The organism is Sphingomonas sp. HITSZ_GF (assembly GCF_029543155.1).
Lineage (GTDB): Bacteria > Pseudomonadota > Alphaproteobacteria > Sphingomonadales > Sphingomonadaceae > Sphingomonas.
In genome coordinates, this window is sequence record NZ_JARQXA010000007.1 from 203,938 (window position 1) to 223,657 (window position 19,720).

A 19,720-nucleotide genomic window follows, 5' to 3' on the forward strand; every position below is an offset into this window, starting at 1 on the left:
CGGCAGACATGCGGCGGCAATGCCGGCGCGCGGCCGCAAACGGATCGATCGGGGGGGATTCAACCGCTCAGCTAAGCTGGGCGCTGATCAGGAAGCGGTTGCGGCTGGCCTCGGCCTTGCGGCGGAGTTCCAGGATTTCCTTCTCTTCGTTCGCCTTCAGCATCGCCTCGAGCAGGCGGCTGAAATGCTTGCGCATCGCCGTGCGCGCCGCAACCGAATCGCGCTGCTTGAGCGCTTCGAGCACGGCGGCATGCTCGTCGTGGCGCGTATCCTCGTCCTTGTGGCAGACCGAGGCATGGAGCGCGCAGATCTCGGGGATCTCGGTGCGCATCCGCCAGAGCGTGTTGATCACGAACATGATCGCCTGGTTGCCCGAAGCGCTGGCGATGGTCAGGTGGAAGGCACGATCCGCCTCGGTCGCCGCGGCGCTGCCTTCATCCGCTTCGGACATGGCGGCGACCAGCGTCTCGAGCACTTCGATCTGCTCGTCGCTGATCGTCGGCGCAGCGAGCGCGGCGGCCTCGGATTCGAACAGCGAGCGCGCCTCGGTCAGCTCGAACGCGCTCACCACCGGCAGCTGGCCGGCGCTCTGCTCGTTGCGATCGCAGACATAGACGCCCGAACCGGTCTTGATCCGCACCAGCCCCTGCGCCTGGAGCGCGATCTCGGCCTCGCGGATCGTGACGCGGCTCACGCCCAGCCGCTCCGCCATCTCCCGCTCGCCGGGCAGCCGCGAGCCGGGAGGGAAAGTACCCTCCGCGATCATCGCGGCGATCCGCTCGGCGATATCCTGGAAGAGACGGCGTTCGGCCATGGAGCCCTCAGTTCTTGGTCGTAAACAAATGCAATGCCTTAGACCGCGCCCATTTGGAATAGGGAATTGGTCCGCACCACTGCATTCGTCCCGTTTAACGCAGGCGCAACCGGAAACTCAGGAAATATTGCGGGCCATAATATTCGACATTCCGGGTGCTGCCGACGACCGGCATGTACTCGACGCGCGGCTCGTTGAAGAGGTTGAGCGCCTGGAAGCGAATATCGGCCTGCTTGTTGATCTTGTAGCTGATGTTCGCATCGAAGGTGTTGTTGCCCTCGACGTAGCGCAGCTGGGTATTGTCGCTGGTGAACGCCTGATAATAGCGCGAGCGGTAGCGATAGATGCCCTGCAGCGAGATCGGCCCGATCTCGTAAAAGGCCTGGGCCGAGAAGACGTGCTTCGAATAGCCGCTCAGCCCTGCTGCCGGGATCAGCCCGGGGACCACGTCGCCGGTCGCGCTGTCGATGATGTCGCCGTAGCGGATGTCCTGCGTCTTGTAGTTCGACCAGGCGTAATTGTAGCTCAGCTTCACGCCCAGCCCGTCGAGCGGATGCGGCAGCCAGGTGAACTGGTTCGAGGCGGTGACCTCGAGGCCGTAGAGGTCGGTCTGGACGTCGCTGTTCGTGGTCTGGGTGACCGGGACCATGTAATCCTGGCCGCCGATCGTGAACGCCTCGTCCGTCGTGATCGGGATCTTCCCGCCGGTGAAGCGCTTGTAATAGACCGTTGCCGCCAGAATCGTGTCCTTGTTGGCATAATATTCGAATGCCAGGTCGCCGTTCCACGACATGGTCGGCTTCAGCCGCGGGCTGCCCGTGGCGATGATCGAATTGATCGCATCGGTCACATCGGTGAAGCCGGTGCCCACTTCCAGCGTGATCGAGCGCCCGGCGCCCAGCGCGCTCGGCGCGGGGCGCGACATTGCGCGATAGATGCCGGTGCGGATGCGCATCTTCGGGCTCAGGTCGAAGATCGCGTTGATGCTCGGCAGCCAGCGCATCGAACCCGAAGTGATCCGCGTCGCGGTGAAGGTGCCGTTCTCGCGCAGCGAGATCGTACCGTCGGTATTGTTGATCACGTCGAGGCCCGAGCGCAGGCCGCTCGCCGTTACCTGGGTATGCACGCCGCGCACACCGAAATTGCCGCGCACGCCCAGCCCGCCGATCTCGCCCGAGAAGCTGGCCATCGCATAGCCGGCCCAGGTCTGCTCGGTGACGTCCGAATTGTCGACCGAGCGCAGGTCGCCGGTGTTGCCGGGGTCCTCGGTGCCCAGATAGTTGCGGAACTGGCAGAGCACATCAAAGGTGGCGAAGCTGCCGATGCTCGCGCTCGGCGCATCCGCCAGGAAGTTGCGCTGCGCGAACGGCGTGCGGCAGGCCAGGTTGACCGCACGGTCCACCGCCAGGCTGTCCTGGGTCAGGATCTTGTCGTTGCTGTAGCCGAAGAACTTGCGCTGCGCCCAGCGGCCGCCCACCTCGATGCGCTGGATGAAGCCATCGAGCTTGTAGCTGGCGTCGAACCGGCCCGAGAAAATCTCGTCGTCGCGGCCGTCCTGCGAGCGGGTGAACTGCGCATCGTCGCTGAACGCCGTATAGTCGCTCGGATTGAAGCGGCTGTCATAGGTGAAGACCGGCAGGAAGCTCTGCGTGAAGTCGACATGATAGGGGATGCGCTGGTTGTTGATCGCCGTGCGGTTGCCGTAGATGTCGAGCGGATCGGTGCGCAGGCGCGACGTGCGGGTGATGTCCAGCCGGCTGGTGTGCGAATAGCCGAAGTCCGCGGTCACGGTCAGCCGGTCGGTCGGCTTCCATTCCACATTGCCGCCAAGGCCGAGATATTTCTCGTCGCGCTGGAACAGCGCCGACTGCACCTGCATCGTCGCCGAGCCATCGGCCGAGAGGATCTGGTGGTTGTCGCCGATCACGACGTTGTGCAGGTTGTAGCGACCCTCGGCGGTGCCGAAATCGTGGCGTTCCTCGCTGTACTGGCGCCGCGAATATTGCAGGTCGAGATTGACGTCGAGCGTCGGGCTCGGCTGCCACTGCAGCGCGCCGAACACGGCGTTGCGCAGGTCCGACGTGATCATCTGGCGATACAGGTACGAGTTGGACGCGTGGTAATAGGGCGTGCCCGAATTGCCCTGCTGGCGCGTCACTTCGGTGCAGTTGGTGGTCGAGACGATCGCGGCATTGCAGGTGAACCAGGTCGAGCTGGTATAGAAGCGCTCGACCGGATCGCTCACGTCGTTGCGCTGATAGCCGATCGAGATGCCGATCTTGCCGAGATCGCCGGCGTTGAACTGGTCGATATAGCTGACCGTGGCGCGGTAACCATAGGGGCTCTGGCCGCTGATCCGGTCCTGATAGGGATTGTAGTTGCCCTTGATCTCGGCCTGGATCTGGCGGCGCTTGTAGTCGAGCGGCTTGCGCGTCTCGAGCATGACCGAACCGGCGACGCCGCCTTCGATCAGGTTCGCCTGCTGCGTCTTGTAGATCTTGATCGCGTTGAACAGTTCGGAGGGGAACTGGCCGAAATTGACCGCACGGTCGCCCGAGCCGTTGGTCGCCTCACGCCCGTTGAGCGTGGTCAGGCTCAGGCCCGAGCCCAGGCCGCGGATCGAGACTTCGGTGGGGCCGTAATTGGCGCGATCGATCGTGGCGCCGGTGATCGTCGCGATCACTTCGCCGACCGACTGGCCGGGCAGCTCGCCGATCTCCTTCGACGAGACCGCATCGACGATGGCATCGGCGTCGCGCTTGGACTGGATCGAGGTCTGGATCGTCTCGCGGATGGCGGTAACGACGATCTCGTCTTCCTGCGTCGTCTCAGGCGCGGTCTGATCGGCAGGCGCAGGTGCGGGCGTCTGCTCCTGCGCCCAGGCGGGCGTGACCGCCAGCGCCGCTGCGATCGACACGCCCGTCAGAAGAACCGAGCGCGCACGCGTACGGATCGAGACCATGAAATCCTCCCCAATCGTATTTTTATACCAATGATAGGTACCACCGGTCTGGATGATGTCAATGCTATCTTGATACCAATTCTCCAATCCGCTTAGTGCGCCGCAACGAAACGGGACGGGAGGATTGGAATGGCAGGCAGCGGACCAGTGCGGCTCATCGGCTTTGGCGAAGTGCTGACCCGGCTGGCGACCCGGGGCCGGGTGCAGCTCGCCCAGGCAGGCGCGCTCGATCTGCATATCGGCGGCGCGGAGGCCAATGTCGTCGCCGCGCTCGCCACGCTCGGGCACCGCACCGCGATGGTGTCGGCGATCCCGCAGGGCGGGCTGGGCGACGGCGCATGGCGCGCGCTCGCCGCGGCGGGCGTGGACCTGCACCACAGCTTCCGCGCGCCCGGACGGCAAGGGCTGTACTTCCTAACCCCCGGCGGATCGCTGCGCCCCTCCGAGATTCTCTACGACCGCGCCGACAGCGCCTTCGCGCTGCACGACTGGCGGCGGTTCGACTGGCAGGTGGCCTTTGCCGATGCCGAGTGGCTGCACGTCTCGGGCATCACGCCCGCGCTCGGCCCGGGCCTCGCCCGGGCGACGCATGCGGCGATGGCGGCAGCGCGGTCGCTGGGCATGCGCGTGTCGCTCGACGGCAATTACCGGCCGGCGCTGTGGGAAAGCTGGGACAGCGATCCGCGCACGATCCTCACCGGGCTGGTCCGCATGGCCGACCTCTTCTTCGCCAATCACCGCGACATGGCGCTGCTGCTCGATCATCCCTTTTCGGGCGATGGCGAGGCGCGGCGACGCGAGGCGGCGCTGGCCGGGTTCGCGGCTTTCCCCAACCTTCAATGGATCGCCTCGACCGCGCGGCACGTCGAGACCAGCGACTGCCACCGCCTCGCGGCGCGGATCGACACGCCCGAGACCGGATTCCAGACCCGCGAAGTGACGATGCCCGGCATCATCGACCGGATCGGCGGCGGTGACGCTTTTGCCGCAGGCGTGTTGCACGGCCTGATCGAAGATATGCCGGTGGAACGCGCCGCCGAGCTGGGTCTCGCCCTCGCCTGCCTCAAGCACAGCGTCCCTGGCGACATGGCCCTGTTCACGCGCAGCGATGTCGAAGGCTTCTCCGGCGAAGGCGCCGACGTGAAGCGCTGACGATATGCGTCATCCCGGCGAAAGCCGGGATCTCAGGCGGAGGCGCGGGACAGGAGCCGCACGAGATCCCGGCTTCCGCCGGGATGACGGGCGATTCGCATGTCGGGCGCTAGAACAGCGACCAGATCGTGTTGGCCGGGTCGGCGAGCAGCTTCACCGTCAGCGCCGCGGACATCACCACCAGCAGCGGTCGCACCCCGCGCCCGCCGAAGCGGATCGCCAGCCGCGCGCCGATCTGGTTGCCCGCCATGTTGGCCAGCGCCATCGCGATGCCGAGCCCCCAGAGCAGCTTGCCGCCGGCGATCATGGCGAGCAGCCCCGCCAGGTTGGTCGAAAGGTTGAGGAACTTGGTGTTGCCGATTGCGCGCACCAGCCCGAGCCCGGCGAGCGCGACCAGCGCGGTGGTCAGGAACGATCCGGTGCCCGGCCCGAAGAAGCCGTCATAGAAGCCGATCGCAGAGACGACGAGCGTCAGCCCGGTGGTGCCCAGCCGGGCGTGCCGGTCCTCGGCGCGCATCTTCGGCGCGAGCAGGAAATAGAGGCCGATCAGGATCAGCAGCGCCGGCACGAAGGCGGCGAGGAAACCCGGGTCGATATGCTGGAGCGTCACCGCCCCCGCCACCGACCCGGCAAAGGCGCCGAGCGCGGGCACCAGGAACCGCCGGAAGTCGACATGGCCGGCCCGGGCATAGGTGAGCAGCGCGGAACCGGTGCCGCAGGCGCTGGCCAGTTTGTTGGTGGCGATTGCCGAGACCGGCGGGATGCCGGCGGCCATCAGCGCGGGCAGCGTGATCAGCCCGCCCCCGCCCGCCATCGCGTCGATCGTGCCGGCGAGCAGCGCCATGGTGATCAGGAATGCGAGGATGTCGGGGGTCAGGTGCATGGCGCCTCCGTTAGGGCGATGCGCCGCAATAAAAAAGGAGGCGCGGCCGAGGGAGTCGGACCGCGCCTCCAGGGATGGAGGGCGTTACGGCAGCAGCTGGCTGCTGAGCTCGGGCACGGCGACGGCCAGGTCATAGGCGACGATCTTGGCCATCGCCTTGGCGCCAACCTCGCCGAGATGGGTATAGTCGAACTTCTGGACGATCCGGCCGCGCGGGCCGGTCCTGGGAAGGGTCGATGCCGGCGGCGATTCGGGCGCCGGGCGCGGGCGTAGCGTGGTGCCGGCCTTGCCCGCGGCGATCTCCTCGGGCAGCGGCTCGGCCATCGCCAGCTTCATCGCCTCGACTGCGCCGAGCTGTTCGACGGCCTTGGCGCTGTCGCGGTTCAGCTCGACCACCGGTGCCTTCATCTCGACGGCGATCTTGCGCACCGCATCCGCCCAGGCGGCGAGCGTGTTGTTGAGCTTGCCGTCGCGGAACTCGCGGCGCGACAGCGGAGTGACCAGCACCGGCACCGCGCCGGCGGCGCGCACGTCGAGCACCATCTGCTTGAGGTTCGACTGGAAATCGGTGTTGAGGTCGGTCCAGCGCTCCGCCTTGGTCGACTGGTCGTTATGGCCGAACTGGATGAGGACGTACTTCTTGGCATAGCCCTGCGCCGCAGCCTCGCTCATCGCGATCTTCCAGCTCCCCTCGGCCTGATAGCTGCGGGTCGAGCGACCGCCGCGGCCCAGGTTCAGGCAGGCGACGCTCGACTTGACGTGATAGGCGCAGAACACCGACGCCCAGCCGCTGCCCGGCGCCATGGTCGAATCGCCGACCAGGATGATCTTGTAGGCGGTGATCGGCGGCGCATCGACGCGCTTCTCCCGCTTCTCGATCGGAGGCTGCGCCTCCGAAGTCTGGGCGAAGGCCGCCCCCGGAACCGCCAGCAACGCTGCCAGCGTGATCGCCATTTTCAGCATGTGTAATCCCTCCCAGTTGCGGCCTTCGTTGCTTCGATCAGGAGAAGGCGAGGCCGCCGTTGATGTCCATGTTGACGCCCGTCAGGAACGACGAGTCGTTCGAGGCGAGGAAGACTACCGCCGACGCCACTTCGTCTGGATGGCCCTCGCGGCGCAGCGGCGTGTTGCCGGCGGTCGCCTTGCGGCCCTCAGGCTTGGAGAAGGTGTCGTGGAAGCTGGTGCCGATCAGGCCCGGGCACAGCGCGTTGACGCGGATGCCCTGCGGGCCCAGCTCCTTGGCCAGGCTGCGGGTGAAGGTCATCAGCGCGCCCTTGGCGGTGGCGTAGATCGACGCGCCCGGCCCGCCGCCGTCACGGCCGGCGAGCGACGACAGGTTCACGATCGTGCTGCCCTCGCCCAGATGCGGCAACACCGCCTTGGTGACGAGGAAGGCCGATTTCAGGTTCAGCTCCATGACATGGTCGAAGAACGCCTCGTCCATGTCCGCCAGCGTCTTGCGGGCGACCATGCCGCCGGCGACGTTGACCAGCACGTCGACGCGCTCGCCGAATGCCTTGGTGGTCTCTTCGACCAGCTTGGCGACGTCCGCCGGCTTGGTGACATCGGCCTGAACCAGGATCGCGGTGCCGCCCGCGGCCTCGATCTCCGCCACGGTCGCCTTGGCCGCGCCTTCGTCGCTGCGATAGTTCACCGCGACCTTGCAGCCCTGCGCCGCGAGCTGCAGCGAAACCGACTTGCCGATGTCACGCCCGCCGCCCGTTACGATGGCGACCTTGTCCTTCAATTTCATGCTGCGTCCTGTTTGGTCTGGGGAGTGGTGCCCTCGGTCCGCGGCACGCCGCGCCCGAGGATCAGGATGGAAATCAGCGCGAGCGGCACGATCGCCGCGGCGAGCGCGAAGATCGGCGCATAGCCCTGGCTGGTCATCACCGGCACGAGCCAAGTGGTGATGAGGGTGCCGGCCACCGCGGCGGTACCGCTGATGCCGGCGAGCGAGCCGACCGCGCCGCCGGCGAAATAGTCGCCCGGCATGGTCTGGATGTTGTTGATCGCCACCTGGAAGCCGAACAGGATCACTGCGATCAGCAGCACTGCGGCGAGCGGCGTCGACGCCTGGGCAGTGAGCAGCAGCGCCGGCAGCATGATCACGCAGCCGATGGCGATGGCGAGCTTGCGGGCCGAGAGCGCGCTCCAGCCCCGGGCGATCAGCACGCCGGAGAACCAGCCGCCACCCAGGCTGCCGAGCATCGCGCCGACGAACGGCACCCAGCCGAACATGCCGATCTGCTTCACGTCGAAGCCGAAGGTCTCGGCCAGGTAGATCGGCAGCCAGGAGACGAACAGCCACCAGACCGGATCGAGGAAGAAGCGGCTGAGCAGGATCGCCCAGCTCTGGCGATAGCGCAGCAGCTCGAGCATGCCCGGTGCCGGCGCCTCATCCTCCGCCGTGGCGGCGGTAGCGGGACGCGCGGCGATATGGGCGCGCTCCTCGTCGCTCAGCCAGGGATGGCGATCGGGATCGGCGCGATAGACGAACAACCAGGGGATCAGCCAGACAAAGCCGAGCACGCCGACCAGCACAAAGGTCGCGCGCCAGCCGAACGAGCCGTAGAGCGCCGCCACCGCGGGCGCCGCGATGATCGCGCCGATCGCCGCACCGGCATTGAAGATGCCCTGGGCGAAGGCGCGCTCCTGCGGCGGGAACCACAGCGCATTGGCCTTGACCGCACCCGGCCAGTTGCCTGCTTCGGCCACGCCCAGCGTCACGCGCAGGCCGATCAGCATGCCCAGCGATCGCACCAGCGCATGCGCGCCGATCGACACCGACCACACCGCGATCGCGATGACGAAGCCGATGCGCGTGCCGATCCGGTCGAGCAGCTTGCCGAACAGCGACTGGCCGAAGGCATAGGCGACCATGAACATGGTCACGAGCAGCGCATAGTCCGCCTTGTTCGCGCCGATGTCCTTGGAGACGGCGGGCCACATCACGGCGAGCGCGTTGCGATCGATATAGTTGATGACGGTGACCAGCCCGATCAGGCTGATGATGAGCCAGCGAAGGCCTTTGACCTTGGTCATCGGCTCAGTTTCCCTTACCCGCATCGAAGCGCGCGAAATGGCCCTTCCAGTCGAGCTTGCGCCCATCGACCGTCGCCGAGTGCGCGGCATTGGCATCGGCCGAGAAGGCGATGGCGAGCGTGATGCTGCGGCCATCGGCGAGCTTGATCGTCACCACATCGGCATCGCCGGTTCGCACATGGGTGAAGCCCTTCACCCGGCTGTTGCTCGCGGTGGTCTTCTCCTCGCCCGCATCGTAATTGCCGTGCGGCTCGAGCAGGTTGACGAACTGGGCGCTGGTCGCGTTCGTCACGCGCTCGATCAGCATCGGCTCGCGGCGCAGGTTGAACTTGGGATCGTTCGCGCCGCTCTCGCCCAGGATCACGCTGGCGCCCGCCGGGGCGATCATGCGGTAGGTGTAGAAGCGGTTGTCGTTGATCCAGGTGATCGCGCCATTGTCCGCGCCGGGCGTGCCCGTCGCATCGACCCAGATGTGCTGATAGCCGTTGGCCTTGCCGAGCACCGGCCGCTCTGCCGTGTTCGACTGGAGCGGGAAGCCGATCGCGGTAATCTGCCCGGCATAGTGGAGCGGAAGGTCATAGGTGGCGGGCTTGTCGCCGGTCACGTCGAGCAGATCGACGATCATCGGGCTCTCGACGCCGTCGACCGGCAGCTGCACCAGCGTGCGGCGATAGCGGACGCCCGGATATGCCCCGACCATCTCGGCGGTGCTGACGCTAGCCTGCGGGGTGCTCGCCCAGAACAGCTGCTTGGGCGCGAGCTTGTCGCCCACCTTCCACTTGCCGCCGAAATTGCTGGTCTCGTTCACCACCAGCGTGTTGTGCGCGACGGTCTGCTTCGCCCAGCTCTCGTTTTCCTTGAGGTAGCGCCCGCCGTCCTTGCTCTCGACATTGAGGAAGCGCGCCGCGCCGTAATCGGTCACGATGGCGTGGCCATTGTCGTAGAGAATGTACGACAGCTTGTCGAAATGGCCGTGGCCCATGCCCATCGCCGCGTTCTTGGCAACGAGCACCTGGTCGGTGTCGGTCGGCCCCGAGCGCATGATCGCCAGCCCGCCCATATCGCCCTTGGGCCCGTCGCTGAGGAACTGCGAGGCGAAGGGGAACGGCTTGGCCTTGCCCGCCGCCAGGTCGCGCGCCACCGCCAGCCCGTCGGGGGTCAGCGTGGTGCGGCCCTGCCACTGCGCGATCGAGAGCAGCGCCGGATCCTTGGTCACCTCATAGCCGATCGCCACCGACTGGTAGAGCTCGTCGGTCTTCAGGCTCTTGTCGGGCATCGCGTCGTTGAACGGGAAGAAGAAGCCGTCATAGGTCGTCTGGATCGAGGTGCGGATCGCCTTGAGCAGCACCCCGTCGCGGTGCTGGAAGATCTTCACCTCGGGCTGGTTCGCCTCGATGAAGCGGGCGAACAGCACGAACGGCAGCATCGCATAGCGCTGGTAATAGGGCCCTTCGACATAATAGCCGTCGGGCGAGAAGAGCTGGTCGATCTGCGCGAGGAAGCCGAACTTGCCGTCGCGCTTCAGCCCCTTCAGCGCCACCTCGACAAAGTCCTTGTCGCGCAGCGTATAGCCGATCATGCCCACCCCGGCGCAGGCCCAGGTGGCGTGGTTGTGGATCTGGTCGAACTCTTCCGCCTGCCCCGCCGACAGGAAGCTCGCCATCGGGCGGAACACCTTGTCGTCGATCGTCGCGCGGTCGGCGGCGCTCAGCGACTCCCGCACGGCGTCATAGCCCTGCACCGCATAGACCGCCCACACCGCATCGTTGAGGCTCTGCCAGAACAGCCGTCCCGGCCGCTGGTCGCTCGCCGCCGGATGGTTGCCGAGCGTCGGGTAGAGCTTGGCGTACTCCAGCAGCTCCGCCTTGACGAAATCGGCATAGCGCTGCTCGCCGGTGATGCGGAACAGCAGCCCCGCGCCATAGATCGCGGTGTAGTTCCGCTTGTGCTGCTCATGCGTGTAGCCGCCGCCCGGATCCTTGGGCACGGGCACGACCACGCCGGCCTTGATCGCCTTGTCGACTTCGCGGCGGACGCGCTTCAGTTCGGCACTGAACAGCGGATAGGCAGTGGCTTCCTTGGCGGTCGCCGCCATTTCGGCTGCGCGGAACAGCGTGGGCTGGGTGCCCGGCGCAGTCTGCGCCAGCGCGGGCGTGGCGAGCAGGGCGGTGCCGGCGAGGAGGAACGCGAAACGAGTCATCAATTGCTTCCCGGAAGCGGCGAGGCCGCAGGCTTGGCGTACCAGGAGACACCGGTCTCCTCGCGCGTGATGGGCTTGAGCGTGCGATCGGCACCGAGCTTCGCCAGCGCCGGATCGACCGGATAGAGCAGGCCATTGGCAGCGCGCTTGAGCGCCACCGTCCGGCGGTCGATCTGGATCGGCAGGGCTGCGGGTCCGGGCACGGACATCACATTGCCGGTGAAACTGATCCCGCCGATGTCCGCCAGCGCGAGGAACGGGTCGCCGCGCTTCTGGTTGACGAACAGATTGGCCACGAAACGGGTCGATACCGGCGGCAGCGACAGTTCGGCATCGGCGCCGTTGCCCAGCGTCACCTTGGCCGCATCGATCACGCTGTTGCGCTCGATCAGCGCGTCCTGGACCTGCTCGTAGCGGTTGATCGGCGAATTGGGCACGCCGTTCATCAGCGAGAGCGCGCTGTACGATCCGTCGCCCGCCAGCCCCTCGAGATAGTTGTTCCGCACCACCTGGCGCCGGTTGATCACGCGGATGCCGCCGCTGTGCTTCACGCCGTTGCCGAAGAAGACATTGTCCTCAATGGTGTTGCCGTGCCCGTGGCGCATCACGAAGGCGCCCTGGCTCTCGACCACGACATTGCGGCGCAGGATGTTCGCACCCGACTTGATCGAGACGATCTCGACCTCGCCGTCGCAGCGCTCGAAGAAATTATCCTCCACCACCGTGAAGGAGTCGCTCTGCGATTGCTGGCTGGTGCCGATGCGGATGGTCTCGCCGCCATTCTCGCCCAGCGGCGGGCGCGGCCCGAAATAATTATGGTCGATGCGGTGGTGGTTCTCGCTCGGGCCATAGGCCGCGCGGACCACGACGAGCATCGCGCCGCCATGCGCCTTGCCGAAGAATTGCGAGTGATCGACCCGGTTATTGCGCCCGTAGAGCGATACCCAGTGATCGGTCTTGGCCGCGGTCGGCGCGCCATAGCCATCGACCACGATCCCGGTCAGCCGCGAATTCTCCGCCCAGCGCTTCGTATCGTAGCGAAAGGCGATCAGGTCCTCGTCGGTGCCGTGCCCGTCCTTGAAGACCAGGTTCGACACGACCAGCCAGTTGCCCGCCATGCGCAGACTCGATGCACCGGCCAGGATGACCTTGCCCGGCGTCTCGGCGGTCAGCGTGATCGGCTTGTCCTGCGTGCCCGCGCCTGAGAAGCGCACCGCGAAATCGCGCCATTCGCCATTGGCGAGCACGATGCGGTCGCCCGGGGCGAGCACCTTCGCCGCGGCGGCATATTCCTGCTGATTATGGACAAGGGTGTCGCGCGCGGCTGCCGGGCAGGCAGTAACCGCAACCATCCCTATCGACAGCGCCCAAACTCGCACGCGATCCTCCCAACCGGCTCTGGTGGCCGATGTGAGTGGCCTACCAGTCGAGGCCAAAGCGTGCAAGCCAATTTAAATACCAATTGACCGGACCAGATTAGGTCCGGTGGTTCTATACCATTTAGGCGACCCCGGTCAGCCGCACGCGCCGGCGCAGGCGATTGGCGGCACCGCGGCCCAGCCAGCCATCCACTGTCGCACGCACCCAATCGAGCGCGGCAGCGGTATAGCCGGCAGCTTCCGCACGCGCCGCCTCGGCCGAGTCGAATCCGTCCAGCCGATAAAGGATGGCGAAGCGCCGCAGCGCCTCCAGCCGGGGATTGGCGAGCCCGGCGACCCGGCGCGAGCCGAACAGCAACCCGCCCAGTCGCTCCATCCGGCGCGGGGCACGAAGCGTAGCGCGGCCATCGGCCTGGGAAAGCTGCAGCGTCTGCAGCTCGAGCGGGCTCAGAACCGCTTCGGCGGGGATGCTCCCCGCCATGCCCTCGAGCAGCACTGCCCGGCTGTCCAGATACGCCATTACAACTCACTCCTGGTTGGCAGCCCGGCATTTAGGCGCGCCGAAAGCCGGGGATTAGCCATGCAGGTGGCATCGCAGTGTTTCCGCACCTGCAACAATCGCGAGATGTTGCGCACCCTCCCTTGCTCCACGCTGAACTGGAGAGGGCGCCGAAAAGCCCCGATCGCGCGGCAAAAGGGGTTGATACTTTATATCATCGCCGGTACCGCAGCGCAGCAAGTTCCATGTTCGGGAAGATTCGTTGATGTTGTTGCGTTCGCTGTTGCTCACCTCCGCCGCCCTGCTCGCCTTGCCGGCCCATGCCGACGACAAGCCGGCCGACACCAGGGGAGCCTCGGCAACCGCGAGCAGCGATGCGCCCGCCACGGCCGCGAACAACCAGGATCATGACGAGCCCGGCGCCCAGATCGTCGTCACCGGCACCCGTGCGCGCAACACCGCCGACGTGCTCGGCGGCACCGCGGTGCTCGCCAAGGACGAGCTGACCAACGACCTGCGCCCGACGATCGGCGAGACGCTGGCCCAGCAGCCCGGCGTTTCGGCCAGCTCGTTCGGTCCCAATGCCTCGCGCCCGGTGCTGCGCGGCTTCATCGGCGCCCGCGCGCCGCTGCTCACCGACGGCATCGGCAGCATCGACGTGTCGAACACCTCGGCCGATCACGCGTCGATCATCAATCCGCTCACCGCGGACCGCATCGAAGTGCTGCGCGGCCCCACCGCGCTGATCTTCGGCCCCTCGGCGATCGGCGGCGTGGTCAATGTGATCGACAGCCGCATCCCGCGCCACATGCCCGAGGAAGTCGTGCATTTCGACGGCATCGCCACCTATGGCAGCGCCGCCGATGAGCGCTCGGTGTCGGGCGCGGCGGACGTGCCGGTGACGAGCAAGATCGTGCTCCACGCCGATGGCAGCTTCTCGCAGACCGGTGACCAGCGCACCGGCGGCTATGTCCTGTCGCCGGCACTGCGCGCCCAGGCGGCGGCCAGCGCCGATCCCGAGATCGCCGACCTCGCCGATCTCAAGGGCAAGGTGCCCAACACTGCCGCCAAGACCTGGGACGTCGCCGGCGGCGCCGCGATCATCGACGGCACCAACAATCTCGGCTTCTCGGTCAGCCATTTCGACACCTTTTACGGCGTGCCGGTGCGCTACTCGCTCGATCCGGCGATCGAGGCCGAGAATGTCCGCCTCCATGCCCAGCAGACCCGCGTCGACATCCGCGGCGAGGTCAATATCGGCGACGGCTTCTTCAAGCAGCTGCGCACCCGCTGGGCGGCAGCCGACTATAAGCACTCGGAGATCGAGGATACCGGCGAGGTCGGCACCACCTTCTACAATCAGGGCTATGAGGGCCGGCTCGAACTGGTCCAGTCGGGCCGCGGCGGCTGGGACGGGCTGATCGGCGGCCAGTTCTCGCTGCGCGACATGCACGTGATCGGCGAAGAGAAGTTCCTGCCCAAGAACTCGGCCCAGCAGTTCGGCCTGTTCACGCTCCAGTCGCTCGATCTCGGCGCGTTCAAGGCCGAGGCGGCGGCGCGCTTCGAGCATAACGACGTCACTGCCCAGGCCGATGCCGATATCGGCAACCCGGCCTATGCCCGCAGCTTCGACAGCTTCTCGGCATCTCTCGGTGCCAGCTATGCGGTGGCCGACGGCATGCGCTTCGGCGTCAACGTCTCGCGCGCCGAACGGGCACCGACGCCGGAAGAGCTGTTCGCCAACGGCCCGCATGCCGGCACCCAGGCCTATGAGATCGGCAACCCCGATTTCGGCACCGAGAAGAGCTGGGGCGTCGAGGCGACCTTCAAGGGATCGGGCGACGGCTTCGCCTTCTCGACCGCGGCCTATTACAACTGGTTCACCGGCTATATCTACGACACGCCCACCGGCGCGACCGAGGACGACCTGCCGGTCTTCCAGTACAACCAGGCCGATGCGCGCTATTACGGCTTCGAGGCCGAAGGCTCGCTGCGCCTGGCCCAGGTCAAGGCCTTCACGATCAACGCCACCGCGCTGGCCGATTATGTCCACGCCGAGATCGTCGGCACCGGCCCGGCGCCGCGCATCCCGCCGCTGCGCATCAATGGCGGGCTCGAGGCGACCTCGGACAATTTCTCGATCCGCGGCGAAGTCGAGCATGTGTTCGACCAGACCCGCATCTCGGCCTTCGAGACCCCGACCGACGGCTTCACCTTCGTCAACGCCTCGGTCTCGTGGAAGCCGTGGGGCGCCGCTTCGAACACCAGCCTGATGCTCTCGGCGAACAACATCTTCGACGTCGAGGCCCGCCGCGCGGCCAGCGTGCTCAAGGACTATGCCCCCCTGCCCGGCCGCGACATCCGCGTGACGGCGCGGATCCAGATCTGACGCACGGCGTCATAGCTCCCACCCGTCACCCCGGCCTTGTGCCGGGGTCCACCGGGAGGCAGGTCATGGGCAAGAGGCTCGCAAGTCGAACCGTGCGGCACCGTGGACCCCGGCACAAGGCCGGGGTGACGATGTAGAAGGAGCATTGCGCTCGCCGTCCCGTTAGGCGATCCGATGCCCATGCACCCCGCCCCCGAAGCCCCGCCGGCGTCCCGCCGCCTGCCCTGGCCGATCCTCGCCGCGGCGGGCTTCGCGCTCTTCCTCCTCGCCCTGCTCTGGTTCGGCCACGAGCTGGTCGAGGGCGACGGCGCGACGGTCGACCGCGCGATCCTGCTGGCGATGCGCGTGCCCGGCCATCCGCTTCAGCCGATCGGCCCCGCCTGGCTCCCCTCCGCCGTCCGCGACGTGACTGCGCTCGGCAGCACCACCGTGCTGACTTTCATCGTGGTGGTCGCGGCGATCTTCCTCGGCCTCGCCGGGCGGCTGCGGACGGCCCTGCTCGTCGTCACCGCCTCGCTGCTCGGGTCGGTCGCGGTCGAGACGATCCGCGCCTTTATCGCCCGGCCCCGCCCGGAGCTGACCGGCCAGCTCATGGAAGTGAGCTCGCACAGCTTCCCCAGCGGCCATGCCGCGATTAGCGCGATCGTCTATCTGACGCTCGCCACCCTGCTCTTCCCGGTGCTGCCCGATCGCCGCATCCGCGGCTTCGCCCTGGTCGTCGCGCTGGTGCTGACCGCCGCGATCGGGCTCAGCCGCCTCTATCTCGGCGTCCATTGGCCGAGCGACGTGCTCGCCGGCTGGGCGTTCGGCGGCGTCTGGGCGATGATCTGGTGGCGGATCGAGCTGGCGCTGCTGACGCGCGCCCGCGCTTCCGCGATGTTGGAAATATAGGACAAGCCTCGCGCAAGCATGTTGCGTCAGGCGGGCTTCAAATCAGCCCTTGGCGTGTACTTCGTGTACTTTGGCAGCTCAGCCCTGCCGCTCGGCGAGCTTGCGCTCCCAGGCCAGCGCGTCCTTGACGATGCCTTCGAGGTCGTCGTGCTTCGGCCGCCAGGGCAGCGCCGCCAGGATCGCGCTGTTGTCGGCGATCAGCGCGTCCGGATCGCCCGCGCGCCGCCCCTCGAGCTTGCGCTCGATCGTGACGTTGGTCACCCGGTCGACCGCGTCGAGCACCTGCAGCACCGAGAAACCGCGGCCATAGCCGGCGTTGAGCGTGTGGCTCTCGCCGGGCTTGGCGATCAGCAGGTCGAGCGCATCGACATGCGCCGCGGCCAGGTCGCTGACATGGATATAGTCGCGCACGCCGGTGCCGTCGGGCGTGTCGAAATCGGTGCCGAACACGCCGACCGAAGCCCGCTTGCCGGTGGCGGCTTCCACCGCGACCTTGATCAGATGCGTCGCCCCCGCGGTCGACTGGCCCGAGCGGCCCTGCGGGTCGGCGCCCGCCACATTGAAATAGCGCAGCGCCGCATAGTTGATCGGATGCGCCGCGGCGACGTCCTTCAGCATGATCTCGGTCATCAGCTTGGACATGCCGTACGGGTTGATCGGCAGCTTGGGACTGTCCTCGCGCACCGGCACGACTTCGGGAATGCCATAGGTCGCGGCGGTCGAGGAGAAGATGAAGTGCTTCACGCCTTCCGCCACCGCGCTCTCGATCAGCGATCGGCTCGCGGCGGTGTTGTTGCGATAATATTTGAGCGGGTCGCTCACGCTCTCGGGCACCACCACCGATCCGGCGAAGTGCATGATCGCGATCACGCCGTGCGCGCGGATCGTCGCGCGCACCTTGTCGTCGTCGGCGATATTGGCGACCACCAGCGTGGCGCGCGGATCGACCGCCCAGTCGAAGCCGGTGACGAGATTGTCGACCACGACGACCTTCCAGCCGGCATCGAGCAGCGCCAGCACGGCATGGCTGCCGATATAGCCCGCCCCGCCCGTCACCAGCACCGTGCCTTCGCGCATTCTTCGCATCCCCGACCTTTGTTCCGGCTCCGCTCAATCCTATCTATGCGCCGATAGCAAGGAGTTCGCGATGAGCATTGAAACCGCAACGCTGGCCGGCGGCTGCTTCTGGTGCACCGAGGCCGTGTTCAACGACGTTATCGGCGTCCAGTCGGTCGAAAGCGGTTATATCGGGGGCACCACGGAAAACCCGACCTACAAGGAAGTCTGCACGGGCACGACCGGGCATGCCGAAGCGATCCGGGTGAGCTTCGACACTGACCAGATCTCCTATGGCGAGATTCTCGACATCTTCCTGGCGACGCACGACCCCACCCAGCTCAACCGCCAGGGCAATGATATCGGCACCCAGTATCGCTCGGCGATCTTCCCGCATTCGGCGGAGCAGGAGCGCGAGGCGCTCGACGCGATCGAGCGCGCCCGGCCCGACTGGCCCGAGCCGATCGTCACTGCGATCGAGCCGCTCGGCGAATGGTGGTCGGCCGAGGACTACCACCAGGAATATTGGCAGGGCGAAGGCCAGCGCAATCCCTATTGCCTGGCGGTGATCCCGCCCAAGCTGCGCAAGCTCCGCAAGAGCTTCGCCGCGCGCAGCAAGGAAGGCGCGACCCCTGCCTGATCGCAGTTGCGACAGCGGCGCGGCTGTGGTGAGGGAGCAGCGATGACGCTCCCCGGCCGCAGCTTCGCCGCCTTCCTGTTCGACATGGACGGCACCCTGGTGAACTCCATGGCGGTGGTCGACCGCGTCTGGCGCGCCTGGGCAGCGCGGCACGGGATCGCGACCGAGCCGCTGATGTCCGCGCTGCACGGCGTGCGCGCGATCGAGACGATCCGCCGCTTCGCGCCCGCCGGCGTCGACGCCGAAGCCGAGACCGAAGCGCTCACCCAGGCCGAGATCGACGATGTCGACGGGCTGGTCGAGATCAGTGGCGCGGCGGCCTTCCTCGCGCGCCTGCCCGCCGATCGCTGGGCGCTGGTCACCTCGGCGCCGCGCGCGCTGGCGCTGCGGCGGCTGGAGGCGGCCGGTGTCGCCTTGCCCTCGGTGGTGATCACCGCCGAGGACGTCGCGCACGGCAAGCCGGCGCCCGACTGCTTCCTCGCCGCTGCGGCGCTGCTCGGCGTCGACATCGCCGATTGCCTGGTCTGGGAGGACAGCCCCGCCGGCCTCGCCGCCGCCGATGCCGCCGGCGCCGCGGCGATCGTGATCACCGAGACGCATCACGACGCGATGGACACCCCGCATCCGGCCCGCACCGATTATCGCGGCCTCGAGGTGGAGACCGACGCCCGGGGCTGGCTGAGGCTGGTCGCGCGCTAGCGGTGCGCGGCGCGGCGCAGGCGGTCGTTGATCGCCACGCCGATGCCGGTCTCGGGAATCGGCGCCACGGCGATGGCAAGCGCGTCGCTCGCATCGGCGCGGTGGAGCGCGTCGAACAGGTTCGCGGCGGCTTCGGTGAGGTCGCCGCTGGGGGATAGGGTTTCGTTGCCGGTTATTGGGCCGAAGCCGATGAAGTATTCGCCGTCCCGCGCGTCGGTGGCGTTGAGGCGCACAGGCTTGGACGGGGCGTAATGGCTGTCGAGCTGGCCGGGCGCAGTGATCCCCTGGCTGTTCCCCGGCGAAAGCCGGGGCCCAGGGTCGGAGAGCGACTCGTCCCGCGACCTTGGGCCCCGGCTTTCGCCGGGGAACAGCTGATCGCGCGTAAGCGGCCCGGGCCGCAAAATCGAAGACCCCATCACGATCGTCGACTCCACCCCCGCCGGCGTGGCGCCGTCGTCGATCACCAGCGGGATGCGCCCGGCCAGGCTCTTCGCGACATGCTCGGCCCGGGTCGGGCTGATCGAACCGCTGGCATTGGCCGAGGGCGCGGCGAGCGGCTTGCCCGACGCCTTCAGCAGCGCCTGCATCGCCCGGTGGCGCGGCACCCGGATCGCGATCGTGTCGAGCCCGGCAGTGACCAGCGCGGCGATGCCGGCATCGGGTCGCACCGGCAGCACCAAAGTCAGTGGCCCCGGCCAGAAGCGCGTCGCCAGATCGCGCGCGGCATCGTCGAACAGCGCGATCCGCTCGGCGGCGGCCAAATCGGGGACATGGACGATCAGCGGGTTGAAGCTCGGCCGGCCCTTGGCGGCATAGATGCCCGCCACCGCGCGCGACTCGGTGGCGTCGGCGGCCAAGCCATAGACGGTTTCGGTGGGCACCGCGACGCATTCGCCGGCGCGAATCAGCGCGGCGGCCTCGGCGATCGCAGCCGTGCCGTAAGGTAAGATGCGCGGATTTGTCGGGCTCACTTTTGGCGAGCTATACGGCGCGAAACCAGACCACAAGAGAGGCAATATGTTCACCCCCGCCACCGCCGACCAGCGCTTCGTGCTCGAGACCATTGTCCGCCTGGGCGAGATCAGTGCGGAGGCGGCCGAGATGGCTGATG

The 19,720-nt window shown here is 67.2% G+C and carries 16 protein-coding genes; 5 read left to right on the forward strand and 11 right to left on the reverse strand.

The window, feature by feature from the left end; translation table 11 throughout:
* Window positions 1–67 precede the first annotated feature (67 nt).
* Together P6144_RS18795 and P6144_RS18800 are read right to left on the reverse strand one after the other, a co-directional pair.
* Complete coding sequence (locus P6144_RS18795) at window positions 68–814, reverse strand: FadR/GntR family transcriptional regulator (RefSeq protein ID WP_277769346.1); 747 nt, start codon at window positions 812–814, stop codon at window positions 68–70.
* Window positions 815–908: 94 nt separating this feature from the next.
* Window positions 909–3,776: a TonB-dependent receptor gene (locus P6144_RS18800; RefSeq protein WP_277769347.1), complete on the reverse strand. Its 2,868-nt coding sequence runs from the start codon at window positions 3,774–3,776 to the stop codon at window positions 909–911.
* A gap of 129 nt (window positions 3,777–3,905) precedes the next feature.
* Here P6144_RS18800 and P6144_RS18805 point away from each other — a divergent pair, with 129 nt between their 5' ends.
* Complete coding sequence (locus P6144_RS18805; protein WP_277769348.1) at window positions 3,906–4,928, forward strand: sugar kinase; 1,023 nt, start codon at window positions 3,906–3,908, stop codon at window positions 4,926–4,928.
* A 109-nt stretch (window positions 4,929–5,037) separates the two neighbouring features.
* On the opposite strand, the gene P6144_RS18810 is transcribed toward P6144_RS18805, so the two are convergent.
* The 7 genes from P6144_RS18810 to P6144_RS18840 all read right to left on the reverse strand — a co-directional run bounded on the left by P6144_RS18810 (window position 5,038) and on the right by P6144_RS18840 (window position 12,955).
* On the reverse strand, window positions 5,038–5,811 hold the full coding sequence (locus tag P6144_RS18810) for a TSUP family transporter (protein WP_277769349.1): 774 nt from the start codon (window positions 5,809–5,811) through the stop codon (window positions 5,038–5,040).
* 84 nt (window positions 5,812–5,895) lie between these two features.
* Complete coding sequence (locus P6144_RS18815; protein ID WP_277769350.1) at window positions 5,896–6,774, reverse strand: rhamnogalacturonan acetylesterase; 879 nt, start codon at window positions 6,772–6,774, stop codon at window positions 5,896–5,898.
* A 37-nt stretch (window positions 6,775–6,811) separates the two neighbouring features.
* Window positions 6,812–7,564: a 3-oxoacyl-ACP reductase family protein gene (locus P6144_RS18820; protein ID WP_277769351.1), complete on the reverse strand. Its 753-nt coding sequence runs from the start codon at window positions 7,562–7,564 to the stop codon at window positions 6,812–6,814.
* On the reverse strand, window positions 7,561–8,856 hold the full coding sequence (locus P6144_RS18825) for an MFS transporter (protein WP_277769352.1): 1,296 nt from the start codon (window positions 8,854–8,856) through the stop codon (window positions 7,561–7,563). The genes P6144_RS18820 and P6144_RS18825 overlap by 4 nt, the downstream gene beginning before the upstream one ends.
* 4 nt (window positions 8,857–8,860) lie before the next feature.
* Window positions 8,861–11,056, reverse strand: coding sequence for an alginate lyase family protein (locus P6144_RS18830; protein WP_277769353.1), 2,196 nt, complete (start codon window positions 11,054–11,056; stop codon window positions 8,861–8,863).
* Window positions 11,056–12,408 (reverse strand): polysaccharide lyase 6 family protein, encoded by a 1,353-nt coding sequence (locus P6144_RS18835; protein ID WP_277769354.1) that lies wholly within the window; start codon window positions 12,406–12,408, stop codon window positions 11,056–11,058. Before P6144_RS18835 ends, P6144_RS18830 begins: the two co-directional genes overlap by 1 nt.
* A 148-nt stretch (window positions 12,409–12,556) precedes the next feature.
* Complete coding sequence (locus P6144_RS18840; RefSeq protein WP_277769355.1) at window positions 12,557–12,955, reverse strand: hypothetical protein; 399 nt, start codon at window positions 12,953–12,955, stop codon at window positions 12,557–12,559.
* Window positions 12,956–13,199: 244 nt separating this feature from the next.
* Between P6144_RS18840 and P6144_RS18845 the strand changes: the two genes are divergently transcribed.
* Entirely contained in the window at window positions 13,200–15,323 is a 2,124-nt protein-coding gene (locus P6144_RS18845) for a TonB-dependent receptor (protein ID WP_277769356.1), read from the forward strand.
* Window positions 15,324–15,503: 180 nt separating this feature from the next.
* The gene (locus P6144_RS18850; protein WP_277769357.1) at window positions 15,504–16,214 is read left to right on the forward strand and encodes a phosphatase PAP2 family protein; all 711 of its coding nucleotides are present in this window, start codon (window positions 15,504–15,506) and stop codon (window positions 16,212–16,214) included.
* A gap of 78 nt (window positions 16,215–16,292) precedes the next feature.
* On the opposite strand, the gene galE is transcribed toward P6144_RS18850, so the two are convergent.
* Entirely contained in the window at window positions 16,293–17,291 is a 999-nt protein-coding gene (galE, locus tag P6144_RS18855; protein WP_277769358.1) for a UDP-glucose 4-epimerase GalE, read from the reverse strand.
* Window positions 17,292–17,361: 70 nt separating this feature from the next.
* Between galE and msrA the strand changes: the two genes are divergently transcribed.
* On the forward strand, window positions 17,362–17,910 hold the full coding sequence (gene msrA / locus P6144_RS18860) for a peptide-methionine (S)-S-oxide reductase MsrA (RefSeq protein WP_277769359.1): 549 nt from the start codon (window positions 17,362–17,364) through the stop codon (window positions 17,908–17,910).
* Between the two features lie 42 nt (window positions 17,911–17,952).
* Complete coding sequence (locus P6144_RS18865; protein ID WP_277769360.1) at window positions 17,953–18,609, forward strand: HAD-IA family hydrolase; 657 nt, start codon at window positions 17,953–17,955, stop codon at window positions 18,607–18,609.
* Here the strand turns inward: P6144_RS18865 and P6144_RS18870 are convergent.
* Window positions 18,606–19,580, reverse strand: coding sequence for an L-threonylcarbamoyladenylate synthase (locus P6144_RS18870; RefSeq protein ID WP_277769361.1), 975 nt, complete (start codon window positions 19,578–19,580; stop codon window positions 18,606–18,608). The two genes, P6144_RS18865 and P6144_RS18870, sit on opposite strands and share 4 nt — an antisense overlap.
* Between the last annotated feature and the right edge of the window lie 140 nt (window positions 19,581–19,720).